Below are 17,971 nucleotides of genomic sequence, written 5' to 3' on the forward strand. Positions count from 1 at the left end.
TTACCTGCCAGTATGATCCATTTCCGGCTTTTTTATACCCCATTTTACCAACTATAAAAAAAATATAAAAGACTCACAAGCCACTGTTTGCGCAGACTTTGCAGCGATTTTTGCATCAAATTATAGACCGATTGTCGGCCAAGATTCATCACCTCGGCGATTTGTTCAAAGCTTAGATTTTGATAGAACCGAAGGTAAATCAGTTCTTTTTGGCGAGCCGGAAGCTGATTCATGCCCTGTTCGAGTTTTCGCAACTGATAGACTTCATGCTCTTCGTCGATGAGGCGGAGGTCGGACGAGAACTCTACCGAAAAGCAGTAGTCTTCGGATAGGTCATGATTGAAGAAATGGCTTTGCTGTGTTTTTTCGCGCAGGATTTTATTTTTCAAAATTACCAGCAAATAGGAGCGCACATTTTCAACGGGCCGAATGGTATCCTGAATTTTCCAGAGCGTCAAAAATGTTTCCTGAATACAATCTTTCACAAATTCCCGGTCGGAATGCAGCCGCATGCCCCAGTGAAATAAATCAGGATAAAACGCCTGCATGAGACTTGCCAGAGCGTAAATGTCTCCGTTGCGATATTCCTGCCATAACTTTTGTGTTTCCTCCGTTGACAGTCTTTTGGGCATACCGTTTCAATTCTGTGTATAGGTATGAGAGGGATTTTTTGGAAACTTAACCCATGGATTTAAAAATTTTTTCATAAAAAATAGAAATATAAAATGAAATCGGCCCGAATCACAGGGCTGAGTCGGGCCGATCTTTTTAAATGAGAATGATTTTCAGGCAACTACATGCCTGCAATCGTGAAGGAAACTTTGTCTTTTGCTTTCAAAGTTTTGCTCGTCAGGATGATCCGCTGCACGGGGTGGCTGTCCCATTTGGTTTTGAAACTTCGGTATTCCATGCCTTCGGTAGAAGGGAAATCGCTGCTCGCCGTCCATTTTTTAGGATCATAGCGCAGCGCAAATACCTGCTTGCCAGGCGTAGTGATGCGCACGAGTCCGGGGTTGGACACATCCACTTCGCTGATGGTCATAAAAATCTGCTGCAACGATTGGGGCGCCTGCGTGAGGCTATATTCATCGGAAATTTCAACTTGATTTTTTGCACGGTTCAACGTTACCGTTCGGTTCCAGGTGCTTAGTCCGGCCTCGGGCGGGTACGCTTTTGCAATGTTCATGCGCAGCGAAGCCGCCTGATTGGTGATGCTGCTACGTACATCGGTGGCTTCAAAAGTGCGGCCTGCTTTTTGACCTATACCGTTGATAATGGGTAAATTATGATAGTTTGACTGCGTAAACCAGAGCTCGTAACGCTTCGCCGAAAACGTGCGGGCGGTGTAGTTGCCCCGACCGGCGTCAATAATGACCGGCTCGCCTTTGGAGTACAGCAAAAAATCGCCCACATCGTTATGGTTATGGCTTTCGGCATTATGTCCGCCATGCGTGGCCAGAAACAAATCCGTGTCCACATCGCGGGCGGTCAGCACCTGAATATCCGCCAGCCACGCATCCGGCACTTTGTCGTATGCAGGTAGCGGTGCACCAATTTTGCTGGCAGTCAGCAGATTTTCGATGGATCTGAATCGGTGAAAACCCGTGACGGCAGTCGCCCGTTCGGGAAACTTTCCGACGGCCCATTTGGCCATTGTCACCATCCGCTCGTCGCCAAGGGCTTTGCCAAAGCGATAGAGCAACAGGCCATCCGGAATAAGTTTTGGGTCGGCGTCGGCGAAGTTTACGAAGTAATTTCCATCAATATGTACTTTGTAAAAATACGCGCCCATGTTCTGAATGAGCGGGTGGTCGTAAATTGCAATCTTGTTTTTGGTAGCCGCACTGAGTAATTCCAGGCAGTCGAACACACTTGCCCCGGCGGCGGTCCAGTAGCTTGGGCCTTCGTCGCAGCCGCCGTCATCGCCCAGGCTGTTGAGGTAGCGATCCATATTTACCATTGATGTATGAATCATCATCGCGCGGCGGTTGGCGTCTTTTTCCAGTAGAAGCGTAGCCGACATCCAGTTCGACATAATCCACGGATTCCAGTTGTTGACTGGGTTTTTCTGACTGTTCCAGCCGTAGTCATCCCCATGCGTGAGCATCGGGGTAAACAGCCGTTGATTGGTTTCGTGGTAGATTCGTTTGCGAATCAGCGGGTTGATTTTATCCAGTTTTGCGCCCATAAAATAATCGGCCAAACCCAGCACCGCGGCGGTTTCGGCAGCAAACAGATCGACCCGGTGGTTTTGGACATCGGGCAGGCCCGTACCCGAAATATGCGCCGGTACGCCCCAAAAGCTTTCTTCACAAATGGACCAGATTCCGTTGAGAATTGCTTCTGTAAAACGCCCTTTGTCTTCCATACTTTCGGCAAGGAGCAGTTCCATCAGAGTATTTCGTTTGTCAAAAGAAATACCGCTGTGGCGCTCGCGGTCGCCGGAACGAACGTAATCCAGCGAAACCGACGCCGAAATAGGTTCAAAAACATAGCTCAGGCGTTGCTCTCCGGTCTGAATAATTTTTTTAATAATTGAATCCGGCACTGCCGCACGCCATTCTGCTGCCGTAGCAGGGTAGGGCTTGTAGTCTTCCCGGGCCGTGAGTGATTGCTTAACCTGATCCAGCGAATATTTCTGAGCCAGGATGTTGCGCGGGGTGATTTGGGCCTGTGCAAAAGAGCCAAACAGGATCAGCAGGAGTAGAATTGAATACTTTTTCATTAAAAATCAGGGGTTAGGAAAAGGAGTTTTTATTGAAAATGACGAACTGAAATTCTGGATTAAGAGGCTTATAATTCCAGTAAAATATCAGTTACATTAGAAAGTAATTTCACTAAAAAAGCTACCCAAAAATCCAGAACACTGGTTTTGAGTAGCTTTTATTAAATCAGGAAAGTGCTATTCCCAGCCGGGGTTTTGTTTGATGGCTGGATTTTGCGCCAAAGGACCGAGCGGAATGGGCCACAGGTAATGCTTTGCTTCGTCGAATACAGGATTATCCCAGTCTGTGCCTTTGTATACGTCGATATACTCCTTACCTGAGACAGGGTCGATAGAAGATTGCATGGTTGTTGGGCTAAACCGGGCCTTGTTGGCCTCACTCCACCGCATGCCGTAATCTTTCTTCACCAGCTTTTTACCCATTTTCCAGCGTTGCAGGTCCTGATAGCGTAGTCCTTCGACGGCCATCTCGATCCGGCGTTCGCGGCGAATCTCAGCAATGAGCGGTGAAATACCATCTTCTACATAACGGGGATCCACAGGGATATTGCCCAGGATCATGGGAGGCATAGCTACGCGGTCGCGCAACCTATTGATTGACATATCCAAATCAGCCTGAGAGATGGTTCCCAGTTCGGCCATTGCTTCTGCATAAATCAGCATGCCCTCCGCTAAACGCAAAATGACGGCAGGCGATTCACCTTGATTGAAGGCTTTACCAATTAGATCATCTGCGTTATAATTTTTGATAATGTGATAGCCCGTTGACGTTTTTACGCCACCTCCTGGAAAACCTTCCAGTCGAGGGTAGGTGCGTCCATCATTCTGGTCAAAACGATACTTTGCGGTTTCAGCAGGATTCAATACGGTTTGACTGAGACGTGGGTCACGATTTTCAAATACATCTTCCAATTTCTCGTCGCCCTTATATAAAGGTGAAAGTGAAATGGGCAGCCCGTCAGTACATAGGTAATCGTCTACAAGACTTTTGGTAGCTCCGCCGGAATATTCGCGGAAATAGCTCTGCACGTGGTTGTTCAAAACGCCATTTTTATATCTCCGCCAGGCGATTACCTCCGGATTTCCCGTCAGATCCAGCGCTCGATGATACGCATTATAGTCATTCTGAGGATCACCGGTTTTGTACAAACGATATGGTCCTTTTTCTATTAATTCTTTTGAAGCTTTGGCGGCTTCTTCCAGCCACATCTTCGAGTCGCCGATGTTATGATACTTATTAAAAGTACCTTCAAACAGACAGATGCGTGCCTTTACGAGCAAAGCCGCCCAGCGATTCAAGCGGCCGGGTGCATTGCCATCGCCCCAGTTGGCGGGAAGGTTTTCAGTAGCAAAGGTCAGGTCGGCCAGTACTTTTTGCATAGCTTCCGCACGAGGGGTGCGGGCGGCAAAAAGCTCTTCGGAGTCGACGTTCAGTTCACGATCTACCCAGGGCACATCGCCGAACTTGGTAACTTTTTCTCCATAAAACCATCCCCGCATCAATCGGGCTTCGGCAATGTACTTATTCTTGGTTGCCTGCGGAATAGCCGCCTTGTCGTAGTTGGCCAAACCCACGTTAATGGCCCGCACGAAGTTCCAGCCGCTGTAAGAAAACCACTGCTCGCCGGAGTTTGGCTGATGCTTGCCTGCCCGGACCTGCTGGAAACGATTGTGGCGGGGATGTCGCGGAGCGAGGTTATCTGTAAATTCATCCTGACTCCAAATGGTGCCAAAGTGACTATTGAAGCCGTCGGCATGCCCATGCAAGATAGGCACATTTATATCATCCCGAATGATGTTATACAAGCTATTGTTGTATACGGCCAGGTCATTTTCTGTATTCCAGAAGGTTTCGTTCGTAATTCGATCCAGCGGGTATCTTTCCAAAAACTCATCATTGCAGCCGCTTACCAAAAAGGTAATTACCAGTGCGAAACTGAATTTTAATAGGTTCGTTTTCATAGAGTATTTTAGTTATTTATTGATTCAGTTATCTTCCAATAAAAGTCTGATAGCCAATCATATATATTTAAAATGACACATTAATTCCCACGGTGCCAATCCGCTGCATGGGGTACTCAATTACCTGAGTTTGGATGGTTTCAGGGTCCAGTGGTTTACGGATTTTGGAGAACTCAAACAGGTTCATTCCCGCAACAAATACCTGGGCTCTGCTCATACCAATTTTACTGAGCAGGCTCGTTGGCAAATCATAGCTCAGGGTGATGTTCTTGGCCCGCAGATAGGCCGCATTTTGTACGTAACGAGATTGCGGCTGAACATTTTTCTTGTCATTGGTCGAGATGTGGGCTGCCGGGAAATACGCATTAGGATTCTCCGGTGTCCAGGTATCTGTAATATAGTAGCGCTCTACGTGCCCTGCATTGTAGGGGTAAAACCAGGTCCAGTTGCCATTATCAGGCAGGTAATCAACCTGGCCAATGCCCTGGAAGAAGGCCGTGAGCCGGAAATCCTTGTAAGACAGGCTTGTGTTGATACCAAAGGTAAACCGTGGAGTTGAATTGCCGATGATTCTCCGATCTCCGGGATCGGCCAACGTGCCAGCACCGGGGGTGATTCTGCCATCGCCATTCAGGTCGGCATATTTAATATCTCCGGCCCGCCAGTTGTTCCCCAGTGCCGACTGATTGGCATGATTGGTTACTTCGTCGGCGGTCTGGAAAATGCCTGCTGTTTCGTATCCCCAAATTTCACCCAATTTCTGGCCTACATAGTAGCGATTGCCGGTGGGCAGCGCTCCTGATGGATTTTCAAACTTGGTAATAGTTGCCTGAGCATCAGCCAAAGCCAGCGTGACGTCATAGTTCCAGTCAGCGTTTATTTTATCACGCCAGGTTAGTGAGAGTTCCCAACCTTTTGTTCGCAAGTCAGCAGCGTTTTCTCTTGGTGCTGATGTGCCCAGAATGTCTGGATACGTAACGTTCATGAGCATGTCCTTGGTGTCACGCGTGTAGAGGTCAAAGGACATATCCAACCGGCTTCTCAGCATTGTAAGGTCGATTCCAATGTTTTGAGAAGTCACAGATTCCCACGTCAAAGAGGGACTGACGAGGCCGGCGGCTGAAACAAACGGGATACGCACATCGGCAAACATATAGGGAGATTGCCCGGTGCCCATAGAAGATACATAGGGATAAAAATCGTTTCCAAGGAGTTGGTTACCCAAAGTTCCATACGATGCCCGAATTTTCAGGTTGTCCAGCCATCCATTGGTTGCTGACATGAATTTTTCATTGCTGATACGCCAGCCTGCCGAAAAAGAAGGAAAGAAACCAAAACGGCTATCTTTTGGAAAACGGGACGTACCATCGTAGCGGCCGTTGGCTTCAAATAGATACCGATCGTCGTAGTTGTAGGTTAAGCGATAGAATACACCGCGCAAGGATACATGTGATTTGGCACCACCGGTTTCCTGCACACCTGTGGTGGCATTAATATCGGTAATAAGAGGTGTGATCAACTGACGTGCCCGGGCAAATACCTGCCGGTTCAGGCCTTGCTCCTGATTAAATCCAACCATTGCCGAAATAGTGTTCTTACCAATCTTTGGCAGATCGTACTGCGCGTAGGCATTCAGAACGTAGTATTGATCATACCGATTTTGGTTTGCAATCCAGTCGTCTCCACTAAACCCGTTACTAATTGGATTTGCCGCTTTCAGGTCATTGGATACAATGTTTATCTTGCTCTGTACATCCTGATACATCTCGTTAAAGATGTTGTAGGAGAAATTTGACACTACCTTAAAACCAGTAAAAGGTGTGAGCGTGAGCCCCTGAGAAAGCCAAACGTCATTTCGGGTGAAGGTTTCCCGTCCACCATCTTCAAGGTATGGGAAGAAGTTTGTTCCCCCAAAATACATCCCGATGTATTGCGCATATTGGTCGCGGTCGCCGGGGGTGTTGTAGTAGGGCAGGTCAGGAAACTGAATGGGCTGAATGGGATTGACCCGGGCAAGAGAATTGATATTCACATCCCAGTTGTAGAAGTGCGGTTTGTCGCTATTCTGTGAGTTAAAGACAACTCTGTTGTCGAGACTTAACCATTTGTTAACCGCAAAATCGGCCTTTGCCAGAAAGTTATAACGCTTAAAGGTTTCGTTATTCGTTCGGAGGTAACCGTCCTTGCTGAAACGACCGAGCGAGACCAAAAACTTTGCCTTATCACTACCACCCGATACAGAAAGATCCTGCTGATTGGTAGGTGCATAATCAGTCATGATTCTGTTCTGATAGTTATTGAAACCATAGTATTGCAGCGCACCATTGACTACGCCCCACTCATTGGCGGGGATGGGGTTTTCAGAGAATTTCTTCACTGCCTCCACAAACGTAGGATCGTACGAAGGGTTGCCGCTTGTACGAATGTTGGCTGCATTCCGGGCCTGCACAAACTCGTACGGATCGGTAACAACGTCCATGTTAAAAATGGGCTTAGCCATGGAAAGCTGAGAGCTGAAATTGACGTTTACTTTACCTGCTTTCCCACTTTTGGTAGTAACGAGTACCACGCCAAAAGCTGCCCGGGCGCCGTACACAGCAGCCGCTGATGCGTCTTTGAGCACACTGATACTTTCGATGTCATTTGGATTGATCCGGTTAATATCCATCGGTACATTGTCTACCAAAATCAGCGGCGAACCACCATTAATCGATTGAAAGCCACGGATGTTGAAAGTTGTTGCCTGAGCCGGATCGCCATTACGGATGCCTATGTTCAGGTTAGGAATCACGCCTTGTAGCCCCTCGCCGGCATTGGCGATTGGTCGATTTTGCAGCCGTTCGGCTCCCGCAACGCCTACCGCACCCGTCAAATTTACTTTTTGCTGAGTACCATAGCCTACAACCACCACCTCACTTAGAACCTTATCTTCAATAGTCAGGCTTACATTGACAATGTCCTGACTACCCACTACTATCTCTTTTGATGCATAGCCTACAAAACTAAAAACAAGGGTGGTGTTATCATTAGGAACGTCTAATTGAAACTGTCCTTCCGAATTAGAGGTCGTTCCACGGGTGGTTCCTTTAATTACGACACTTACTCCGGGAAGACCATCGCCATTTTCGTCACTGACTTTTCCCCGAATCATTCGCTTGGGGTCAGGGGCTGAAAAAACATTGTCCCTATTGGAAGCCTCTGTTTTACTTCTACTAAGCACAATCACCTGACTGGAAGTAGCCTCAAAGCTAATATTCAAAGGGGTGAGCAATTCGGTAAGCACAGCAGAAAAAGACTTGTTTCGGGCCGAAATTGAGACCGTGCGATTGGCCTGAATCAATTTGGAACTAAATACAAATTTTACATCTACCTGCTTTTCAAGTTGGGTCAGGACCTTACTGATCTCAACATTCTGCATTCTCAACGAGATCTTTTGATTGAGAATATTTTGCGCTGCGATTTCGGTTGCGTAGGAACTTCCCAAAACCAAAATCGATAGCATAAACTGAGTGGCTGTCAGACGCATGATCCTTCGAAAATTTTCAAAGTCGTGTACTTGTTTTTTCATAATTTTGATCGTTTTGTTAAGAGTTAGAAATGCTGGCAAAACATCCCTTTCTGATGCTGGTATAGGCACCGGGAAGTTTCGTTTTTAGGAGTCGGTAATGCGGGAACATTACCGGCTCTTTTTGTTTTTTACTACCTGTTCAAGTTAAGTTTTAGATGAAACATTAAACTAGCTTTTACAACCGGTTCCGTGGATAACTATTTGACCATCAATTATTTCGTATTCCGACTCTACGGCTTTGCAGATCACGTCCAATTTTTGATACAGCGAAAGCCCGTTTAAATTGGCAGTAAGCGGACACGAAAACATCAAATCTTCATTGTAAATAATATCGACTCCGTAGGCTTTTTTTAGCAGGAAAAAAACCTCACTTACAGGCCGATCCTCAAATTCAAATTGTTGAAATACCGGATTGGATGTGATGATCGTAGGTTCTTTTACCAGGCTCTTTACCATTCGAATTTCACTGCGGCTAAAAACAATCTGTTGATTAGGCGTTAAGATAACTCCCTGACGTTCTCTGATATTGGTGCGTTTTTTTTGTGGTTTGTTGCCTTCCATTGAAAATACCGATACTCGTCCGGTTTTTACTTTCACCACAATCTCTTTTGATTCATCGTAGGCCCTGATCCAGAAGCTTGTCCCTAATACTTTGGTCACGAGCTCCTGCGTATAGACCCAAAACGGACGTTCCGGATTTTTGGCAACTTCAAAAAAAGCTTCGCCCTGTAAATGTATCTCCCGGAGATTTTTTGCGAAAGGTTCAGGATATCGAATTCGACTTCCTTTTTGAAGATGAATTTTTGATCCGTCTTCAAGATTAATGACAAGAGGTTTTTCCGTAAAATTTGATTTTTCCACCAATCGCCCTTCCTGAAATAAAGGCAGATTAGTTTGTACAGAGCCATCTGTTTTCTGAGGATTAACAGGCGCAGTAAAAAACCAAACGAGACCGCCAAGTACTATAAAAGCAAAAAGAATGGCCGGTACCCTAATGCCAGTAGAATAAACTATGGAGCGCCTGATGGATGAATTTCTTCTTTGAAGTTTTGGAGATGATGCCGATAAACGGCTCATCGTTTGCTGAATTATGCCGTCAATTTCCAGTTTAGTTAAAGAATGTTCTGATACGGAAAGGGCATTGACTATTTCCCTTGCCTGCTGAACCCGCAAGCGAAGATCCTGATTTTTGGCTAACCAATTGTTCCACTCTTCATCACTTTCCCGCGTAGGCTTGAGTACCCACTGCCGGAAGTATTTATCCCACACAAAATCTTCGGAACTGTAGGTTTTGTAATGATCCATTTTCTCTTGCTTGTACCTATAAATGGGGTTAGACACAAGAATAGAATAGATACCATAAAAAATGGAATTATTTTATGATTATTTTAAATCAGGAAAAAAGTATCTTTATAAATGGTTGTAATACAGCATAATACAAGAAAGCAAATGAGATAAAAAAAAGCGTCTTTCCACTGCTTTCTAAGATGCTTTATCGCGATTTGGAGAAGATTGGAAACAGTTTGGGGGGTGATCTGCATAATCTCCGAAATTTGTTCCCGAGATAAATCCTGATAAAATTTCAGGTAAATCACCTCTTTTTGACGAGCGGGGAGCTCATCCAGTTTTTTTCTAATATTTAAACTGAGAAGCTGACTGTTCTCATGATGAATATAGTTTTGTTCAACGGAGAACTCGACATCAAAAGTGATGTCAGTTTCATGCTCAAAACGACCTTGTTTGTGTGAGGCTCTGTGCATCATTCGACGAAGCGAAGCCATCAAATAAGGTCTAACGATGATGTTCGGATTTAAATGATCGCGATGCAGCCATATGTACAGAAATAGATCCTGAATGATGTCTTTGACAAATTCAGGATTTTTTGAAAACTTCTGACCGTATTGGTATAAAGCGTTGATATGGAGCGCCATTAAGCGTTCAAAAGCAGGAGAATTACCCCGCAACATTTGCTTCCAGAGAATTTGATCCTCAGAAGATGTATCGGGAGGTAATCCTGTTTCTTTCATGGTATTCGGGTTTTAGAAGTGGCACTCTCCTTTGGCACGAACTGTTATTTCATTTACTGCATTTTTTAATTAAAGGAATGGAGGAATAACATATACTTTGAAATAAGTAAAATATTAAATAACTATCGGTTAATTAAATCAATGCGCTTCGAGCCAGTTCATGCCAACACCGATGCCCGTTTCCATCCGAACCTCCATCGGCAGGGCGTTTCGCATCAGATCATCTACCCGACTTTTCACGAGGTCAAGTTCGTTGCGGTGCACGTCAAACACGAGTTCGTCATGGACTTGCAGAATCATGCGCGAGCGGAGGTTTTCGGTTACAATAAACTCATGAATATTGATCATTGCCAATTTGATCATGTCTGCCGCAGAACCCTGAATCGGTGCGTTAATGGCATTTCGTTCGGCAAAACCGCGATTCGTCTGATTGCGCGAATTAATGTCCGCCAGGTAGCGGCGACGTCCCAAAATCGTTTCGACGTACTCACGCTGCCGGGCTTCTTCCACGATGCGGTCCATGTATTCTTTCACAGCCGGAAATTCTTCAAAGTATGCCTTAATAATGTCGGAGGCTTCTCCTCGGGGAATACCCAGCCGTTGGGCAAGACCGAAGGCAGAAATGCCATAAATAATCCCGAAATTGACCATTTTAGCCTTGCGTCGCATCTCCGAAGTAACGTCTTCCAGAGGTACTTTAAATACTTTGCTGGCGGTAGTTGCGTGAATGTCGCGGCCCTGATTAAAGGCTTCGATCATGCTGGGGTCGCCGCTGAACGCTGCCATAATTCGTAGTTCGATTTGGGAATAATCGGCCGATAAAATCAAAAATTCTTCTGAACGGGGCACAAATGCCTTCCGGATTTCCCGTCCGCGCGGCGTCCGAATCGGGATATTTTGCAGGTTTGGATTGGTGGAACTCAGACGCCCCGTTGCCGTAACGGCCTGATTATATGAGGTATGAATACGTCCGGTTCGTGGATTAATCAAGAGCGGCAGCGCATCTACGTAGGTAGATTTTAGTTTTTGTAATTCTCTGTAATCCAGGATTTTCCGGGCAATATCGTGTTCAGTTTCCAGCGCCGACAAAATATCTTCACCCGTAGCGTACTGTCCGGTTTTGGTTTTCTTTGGATTTTTAATCAGGTTCATTTTTTCAAACAAAACTTCCCCTAACTGCTTGGGAGAGTTGAGGTTGAAAGAAACGCCGGCCTGCGCAAAAATATCGTTTTCCAAACTCCGAATATCATTTTCCAGCACACCCGACATTTGAGCCAATGCCTCCGTATCGAGCCGTACGCCCTCGCTTTCCATGGCTGCCAGTACTTTTACAAGCGGCATTTCAACCCCTTCAAAAAGCTTGGTTGCGTTTTTGGTGGCAAGTTCGGGGAGTAAAATCTGATGAAGTTGGAGCGTAATGTCAGCGTCTTCGGCGGCATATTCTTTAATTTCTTCCACGGCTACTTCACGCATGTTGCCTTGTTTGGAGCCTTTTTTACCAATCAGCTCTTCAATCGAAACCGGCTCGTAGCGCAAATAATGCGCCGCCAAACGATCCATTCCGTGGCGCATTTCGGGTTCGAGCAGGTAGTGCGCCAGCATGGTATCAGACAATGGCCCGCGTACGTCAATGCCGTAGTTGCGCATGATGAGCAGGTCATATTTGATGTTTTGCCCGATTTTGAGAATCTCCTCATTTTCAAATACCTTCCTGAACCGCTCAACAATCGCCTGTGCTGCCTCAGCGTCAGCGGGAACAGGTACATAAAATGCTTCGGTTGGCCGATACGCAAAGGCAATGCCCACGAGTTCGGCACTGAGCGCATCGAGCGAGGTAGTTTCGGTATCGAAGCAAATAGCCTCCTGTTGCAAAAGGTAATCGGCCAGGCTGTCCATAAGTTCGGGCGTGTCCACAACCTGATAGCTGTGGTAGGTCGTAGCAATGTTCCGAATAGGGCCGGTGGTTAGTTGGGCATCTATTTCCGGTTCAAAATCCGGGTGTGCAGCCACCGTCGGCAAACTTGCCTGAGTTGCGGTTTTGATGCCGCCGCCAAACAAATCGAGCTGTCCCTGCGCTTGTGACGTCGCCTGTTTGGCCGACTCCGCTACGGGTTCTTCTCCCAAAACCCGTTTACGTAAAGTTCTGAATTCCAGCTCATCAAAAAGTTCGCTCACTTTTTCACGATCCGGTGCTTCGTAAAGAAGTGCGTCGGCATTAAAGTCAATGGGTACTTCCAGATGAATCGTGGCGAGTTGTTTGCACAGCAGCGCCTGTTCCGCATTTTCACGAATTCTCTCCCCGAGTTTTCCGGGAATTTCGGCGGCATGTTCAATCATATTTTCGATGCTGCCGTACTGCGCAATTAATTTCTGTGCGGTTTTTTCACCTACGCCCGGCACGCCCGGGATGTTGTCCACCGCATCGCCCATCAGTCCCAGAATATCAATCAGCTGATCAATGCGTTCGATTTTCCATTTGTCCAGAATTTCGGGAACGCCCAGCTTTTCGACGCCTTTTCCCATAAAGGCCGGCTTGTACATATAGATGTGTTCTTCCACGAGCTGCCCATAGTCCTTGTCGGGAGTCATCATAAAAACCTCGAAGCCTTCGCGTGCTGCCCGCTTGGCGAGCGTTCCGATGATATCATCGGCTTCGTAGCCATCGAGGTGCATGCACGGAATATTCATAGCTTCCACAAGTTTCTTTACGTACGGAATCGCTACCGTAATATCCTCCGGCTGCGCCTCCCGCTGCGCTTTGTAGGCCTCAAACTGCACATGCCTGAACGTTGGTTTTGAGGTATCAAAAGCAATGCCGATATGGGTGGGTTTTTCTTTTTGTAAAACTTCCAGAAGTGTATTGGTAAAACCAAAAACAGCGCTCGTGTTGAGACCGGTTGAGGTAATACGAGGTGTTTTTATAAAGGCAAAATGGGCCCGGTAAATGAGCGCCATAGCATCCAGTAAAAATAATTTGCGGGTAGGTCTTGACATAGTCGAAATGAGATAGAACAAACAGCACCGTAGGGCTGCTTCTGCGTAGTTTAATTGTCAAAGATAATGCCTCCGTCCCAAAACCCGCAGCAAGGTGAAGAATTTGACGCAAATCAATTTGGTTATTCTCGTTACATTTTTTGCGAATGTCTCATCAAATCAGGATATTCGGGCGAATTTTATGATATGACAGCAGTGAAGACAAAAAAAATGACAAAACAACTACTTTTAGGTAGCCTGGTGGCTATTTTGTTTGCCTGTATGAGCGCCTGCGAAGGACCGCAGGGACCTGTTGGCCCGGCAGGTGATCCTGGCTCACAAGGCCCGGCCGGCGAACAGGGGCCCACCGGAGCTACCGGAACGGCCAACGTGATTTATTCACCATGGGCACGGGCAGGTTCCTGGACTGCAACAGATTTATACGGTGTAAATCGCTTTTATGTAGATATTTCGGCGCCTCGTTTGTCGCAGGAGGTTCTTGACCGTGGAGCAATTTTGGTGTACGTAAAATTAACAACCGAAAATAATCAGGTACGGCAATTACCCGTAACGGTTTATGCGCAGTTTACCGAAGAGCTTCTTGATTTTTCACTCGTGGTAAATAGAATCCGCGTTTGGTCGACGCCGATTAAACCACCGATTGCCCCTTCCCCAAACAATGAGTTTCGCTACGTACTCATTCCGGGAGGATTGGCCGGGCGAATCAACTACGAAAAGTTAAGCTACGAGGAAGCAAAAGAAATGTTTGGATTTGAGGATTAATCCTACGCATAAAAGCCCGTAAAGATTTTGGATCCTTACGGGCTTTATTTTTGTTAAAAGACGAAATTAGGATTTGATTTCTTTCAAATCATTCAGCCAAACCGTTCCTCCCGGAAACGTAAAACTCAAACGTCTTTCAATTCCGCTCTGTGATTGTTGTACTCCTGTCAACGGATAACCCGTTGTGTCATAGATCGTTCTTTTTCCTTCGTGTTCAATCACCAGTCTTTTTTCGGCGGCGTAGTACGAGTATCTTGAATCATTCTGACTTCCTTTAAAGGTCGCAGCAACTCCTTCTTTATCTGTTGTGTGGGTACGTTCTGTTTCTTCTTTTGGCAATGAGGAAATCAGTTGTGCCAATTCGGTACAAAGTGCGTTTACTTTGTTTTTTAAGCCTGAATTAAACATATCGCCAATCATAACCATGCCATTTTGCCATTGTCCCATTCCGCCAAGTTCGGGGATTGAGAACTGCACCTGACGACCACCGGAAAGTTGTAATCCGTTAAGCAAAGTCGAAATTGTGGTTTCGCTTACGCCATGTTTTGCGGCCATAGTTCTGATTATTTCTTCTTTTGTTTGTTCCATTGTAAACCTGTGTATTTGTTTTATAAACAGGAAAATAGAAAATAATCGTGCCTGACAGCCTCTTGTGGATGTGTTGGTCAGTATTGACAGGTAAGTGGTGAAAATCAGGAAAAGGAATCAGCCGCAAAACGACGCCGGGCCTTATTCGCGATAGCCGATGTAAAATAGAAATGCCTGATCGTCAGGATTATTGTAGTTGACAAACAACACCGGGGAGGTTGTATCCTTTACTTTTTTGCCTTCAAACTTCGGCCACGTACGAACCGTCACGTGACCAATTTTTTGATCCTGATAAAAAAGTACCAATGAGTCAGATTTTGGTTCGACCTGTACTTTTGAAAGCGACATCGTACGTTTGTTGGGAATAAAATCGGTACGCGTGAGTTGGTAACTGCCGTCGCTTTCTTTACGAATCGTTAGGGTTGGTAGTTGCCGATCGTCCGAGATTGCCACACAGCTTGGATCCAATATTCCGTTGGTTCGGTAGGTTCCGGCAAGACCTCCTGAATCAGGCAGAGGTTGGTCCTGCGTGCAGCCTGAGAACAAAAGTACTGCCAATAAAACACTGCTGTACAAGTTTTTCATGAGTAAATAAGGTTACAAGGTTATGTTACTCAGGATACAGCCCGTGACAGAATGGTTGGAATCCGGCCTTAGAATTCTCCGAATTGGCTATACATTTCTTTCAGTTTTGGGTCGCGTTCGTTGCTCCGAATATCTTTCCGAATGGATGTAACGCCCTGAATGTCCGTCAGCAATCCGAGTACCTGATACGCACCAAAACGTACGAAGTACGAAGGACTGTTGCGCGCGAGACTTTCGAGTACCGGAATACTGCGGCGTTGGATTTCGGAGGGCGATTTGATAAGATATTTTCCAAAAACCTGCAAGAAATTATAGCGATCCGAAGGATTCATCTTGTCCATTTTTTCCAAAAACCACTCATAACGATCAGGAGATGCGATGCTTGCGTAGTAGTTTCCAACGGCGGCCACAATGGCATCGTTGGGTGAGTTCTCAAAGCGGGCTGCGATGTCGTTGGCATCGCCGGGCTTGCCAATTAAGTATGAATCGAGAGCCACCGAAACGACAAGGTACGATGTGTCGTTGAGCGCTTCGCGGAAGAGCGGGTCGTTGGAATTATCACCAAAGGATGCCAACGTCAGGATTGCTTCTGCCCGAACCTGCGAGTTCGGATCAATACGTGCCCGGCTTTGAATGGCGCGTTCGGCTTCTACAAATTCGAGCCCGTCGTATTCTGCAAAGTTAGAAACCGCCATTTGCCTGATTTTCCAGAAAGGATCCGTCATTGCTGTCAGCATCAGGTGCCGGGTGGTGGAGTCGATGAGCTTTCCTTCCAACTGGGTCATTGCCTCATATTTTGATAAAAAAGTGGAGGCATTATAAAACTGAAAAATAGCTTCCTGACGACTTTTGGGGTGGTCAATTGTGCCAAGCAGCTGACTTTCCGCATCAAAAATCACGAGGTCAGGGCGGTATTTTGCCGGAAATTCGAGCGTTTGCCGGGCCTTATTTATCACCACATCGTAGCGGGTTTTAATGCTATCCACCCAAATATCTACTTTCAGCGGAAGGCGATAAACCGTAGTTGCAAGCGTATCCTGAAGCTGTGAGATTTTGAGCCGTACTTTCTGATTGGCAGCCGAAAATTCCTGCTCTACTTTCAAAACGGGATGGCCGCGTTGCATAAACCATTGATCAAAAAACCAGTTCAGATCTTCGCCGGTAACTTTTTCAAAAGCCATGCGCAGATCATTTATTTCGGCGGTAGCAAAGCGGTGTTCTTTCAGGTAGTTTTTCAAAGCCAGAAAAAAAGCATCGTCGCCCACATAGTTGCGCAGCATGTGCAAAATCCGTCCGCCTTTGGAGTAGGAATGACTGTCGAACATATCTTCCCGATCTTTATAAAAATACCGGATCATCGGCACCATTTTCTGATCGGCTTCGCCCAAATATTGTTTCAATTCCTGTAAGTTTTGCCAATCGGCTTCATCTTTTCCAGAATAGTACTCGGCCCAAAGATATTCTGAGTAATTTGCAAAAGATTCATTCAGAGGGAGTTGTCCCCATTCTTCGCAGGTGACCAAATTCCCAAACCAATGATGAGCCAACTCGTGGGCAATTACTGCATCTGAATTTCCGTCTACAAGCGTGCGGGTGTCGGCCTGTACGCCTTCCTCGTGTATGGTAGCCGTTGTGTTCTCCATAGCGCCTGCTACAAAATCGCGTACGCTGATTTGAGCATACTTTTCCCAGGGAAATTCAACTCCGAAAATATTGGAAAAAAAGGCGATCATTTCGGGCGTGCGGCCAAAGATAGCTTTTGCATCCGCTGCATATTTTGGCTCTACATAGTAGCTCAGTTCCAGGCCGTTGGGCATCATTTCGCGCGTAACGGCAAAGTCACCCACAGCAAGCATCGCCAGGTAAGGCGCATGCGGCAGCGACTGTTTCCAGTGATCGGTGCGGGAGCCATCGCCATTGTCAACGGACCCTATCATCAGGCCATTTGATAAAGTTTTGAACGTAGAATCTACGGTAATATAAAAATCATGAATAAACTTCTCATTGGGGCTATCGACGGTAGGAAACCAGCACGAATTGGACTCGGTTTCGCCCTGCGTCCAGATTTGCCGGGGTTTGCCTTCGTCCAGTCCGTCGGCATTTATAAAATACAACCCTTTGTCGTTCGGGTGGTCATCCGGCTCGCCACGGGGAAGTTCGTTTGGTTTGGCTACGTAGTCAATTTGTACGTACAGCGTTTCTTTTCGGGTATACGCCCTGCGAAGCTGAATGTTAAGTTTCCGTCGGTCATAGGTATATTCGAGCACATCCTGAATGGGTTCACGGATGGTCTGATTCGTCAAAGAATCGTATCTAACGAGCGTGTCTATTTGATAAATAGCCTGAATATCAAAACCTTTGGCATCCAGTTCCAGTCTGTTTTGGGGATAAAAATAAGGCTTGAACGTCAATACCGCCGTACCGAGAACGTGCTGCCGGAGCCAGTCAAAACGCAGGTTGAGTTTTGTATGAAGAATATCGTTTTTGAGCGTGCGGGCAGGACGGTAAGGCCCTTGCGTACTAACCGAACCCTCGACCCGCCGAACGGTGTCAGCAGGAAATTCCGAAGGGAAAGGAGTCGTTGCCTGTGCCGCTGTGGTCAGGCAGACGAACAGCAGGCAGGTAACCGATTTTATTTTTGTTGATGTAAGAAAACTAGTCATAGAGTAAACATACTTTTCCGGTTAGAGGAAGAAACTCAGCATACTATTTACCTCATCCTCCGGAATTATTTGATTAAAATAACACTCAAAAATACAA

11 protein-coding genes are annotated in these 17,971 nt (G+C 46.3%); 1 reads left to right on the top strand and 10 read right to left on the bottom strand.

Translation table 11 applies throughout. The annotated features are described in order from the left end of the window. Positions 1-44: 44 nt before the first annotated feature. The 7 genes from EZE20_RS02995 to polA form a co-directional block, all read right to left on the bottom strand. The gene (locus EZE20_RS02995) at positions 45-632 is read right to left on the bottom strand and encodes an RNA polymerase sigma factor (protein WP_132114362.1); all 588 of its coding nucleotides are present in this window, start codon (positions 630-632) and stop codon (positions 45-47) included. 161 nt (positions 633-793) lie between these two features. Further along, the gene (locus tag EZE20_RS03000; RefSeq protein WP_132114364.1) at positions 794-2,725 is read right to left on the bottom strand and encodes a heparinase II/III domain-containing protein; all 1,932 of its coding nucleotides are present in this window, start codon (positions 2,723-2,725) and stop codon (positions 794-796) included. A 177-nt stretch (positions 2,726-2,902) separates the two neighbouring features. Further along, positions 2,903-4,687 carry a RagB/SusD family nutrient uptake outer membrane protein gene (locus tag EZE20_RS03005; RefSeq protein WP_132114366.1) on the bottom strand — a complete coding sequence of 595 codons (1,785 nt, stop codon included), beginning with the start codon at positions 4,685-4,687 and terminating at the stop codon, positions 2,903-2,905. Positions 4,688-4,754: 67 nt separating this feature from the next. Beyond that, positions 4,755-8,255 carry a TonB-dependent receptor gene (locus tag EZE20_RS03010; protein WP_132114368.1) on the bottom strand — a complete coding sequence of 1,167 codons (3,501 nt, stop codon included), beginning with the start codon at positions 8,253-8,255 and terminating at the stop codon, positions 4,755-4,757. A 168-nt stretch (positions 8,256-8,423) separates the two neighbouring features. Beyond that, positions 8,424-9,560, bottom strand: a complete 1,137-nt coding sequence (locus EZE20_RS03015) for a FecR family protein (protein WP_132114370.1) — start codon at positions 9,558-9,560, stop codon at positions 8,424-8,426. Positions 9,561-9,643: 83 nt separating this feature from the next. Further along, positions 9,644-10,282: an RNA polymerase sigma factor gene (locus EZE20_RS03020; RefSeq protein WP_132114372.1), complete on the bottom strand. Its 639-nt coding sequence runs from the start codon at positions 10,280-10,282 to the stop codon at positions 9,644-9,646. 138 nt (positions 10,283-10,420) lie between these two features. Further along, positions 10,421-13,276, bottom strand: coding sequence for a DNA polymerase I (gene polA / locus EZE20_RS03025; RefSeq protein ID WP_132114374.1), 2,856 nt, complete (start codon positions 13,274-13,276; stop codon positions 10,421-10,423). 210 nt (positions 13,277-13,486) lie between these two features. Here polA and EZE20_RS03035 point away from each other — a divergent pair, with 210 nt between their 5' ends. Then, positions 13,487-14,038: a collagen-like protein gene (locus EZE20_RS03035; RefSeq protein ID WP_165933397.1), complete on the top strand. Its 552-nt coding sequence runs from the start codon at positions 13,487-13,489 to the stop codon at positions 14,036-14,038. Positions 14,039-14,104: 66 nt separating this feature from the next. On the opposite strand, the gene EZE20_RS03040 is transcribed toward EZE20_RS03035, so the two are convergent. From EZE20_RS03040 to EZE20_RS03050, 3 genes are all read right to left on the bottom strand, one after another. After that, positions 14,105-14,626: an SHOCT domain-containing protein gene (locus tag EZE20_RS03040; protein WP_132114380.1), complete on the bottom strand. Its 522-nt coding sequence runs from the start codon at positions 14,624-14,626 to the stop codon at positions 14,105-14,107. A gap of 141 nt (positions 14,627-14,767) precedes the next feature. Continuing rightward, the gene (locus tag EZE20_RS03045; protein ID WP_132114382.1) at positions 14,768-15,211 is read right to left on the bottom strand and encodes a hypothetical protein; all 444 of its coding nucleotides are present in this window, start codon (positions 15,209-15,211) and stop codon (positions 14,768-14,770) included. Between the two features lie 68 nt (positions 15,212-15,279). Then, on the bottom strand, positions 15,280-17,874 hold the full coding sequence (locus EZE20_RS03050) for a M1 family metallopeptidase (RefSeq protein ID WP_132114384.1): 2,595 nt from the start codon (positions 17,872-17,874) through the stop codon (positions 15,280-15,282). Between the last annotated feature and the right edge of the window lie 97 nt (positions 17,875-17,971).

The sequence above is a fragment of the Arundinibacter roseus genome, assembly GCF_004348825.1.
Classification (GTDB): domain Bacteria; phylum Bacteroidota; class Bacteroidia; order Cytophagales; family Spirosomataceae; genus Arundinibacter; species Arundinibacter roseus.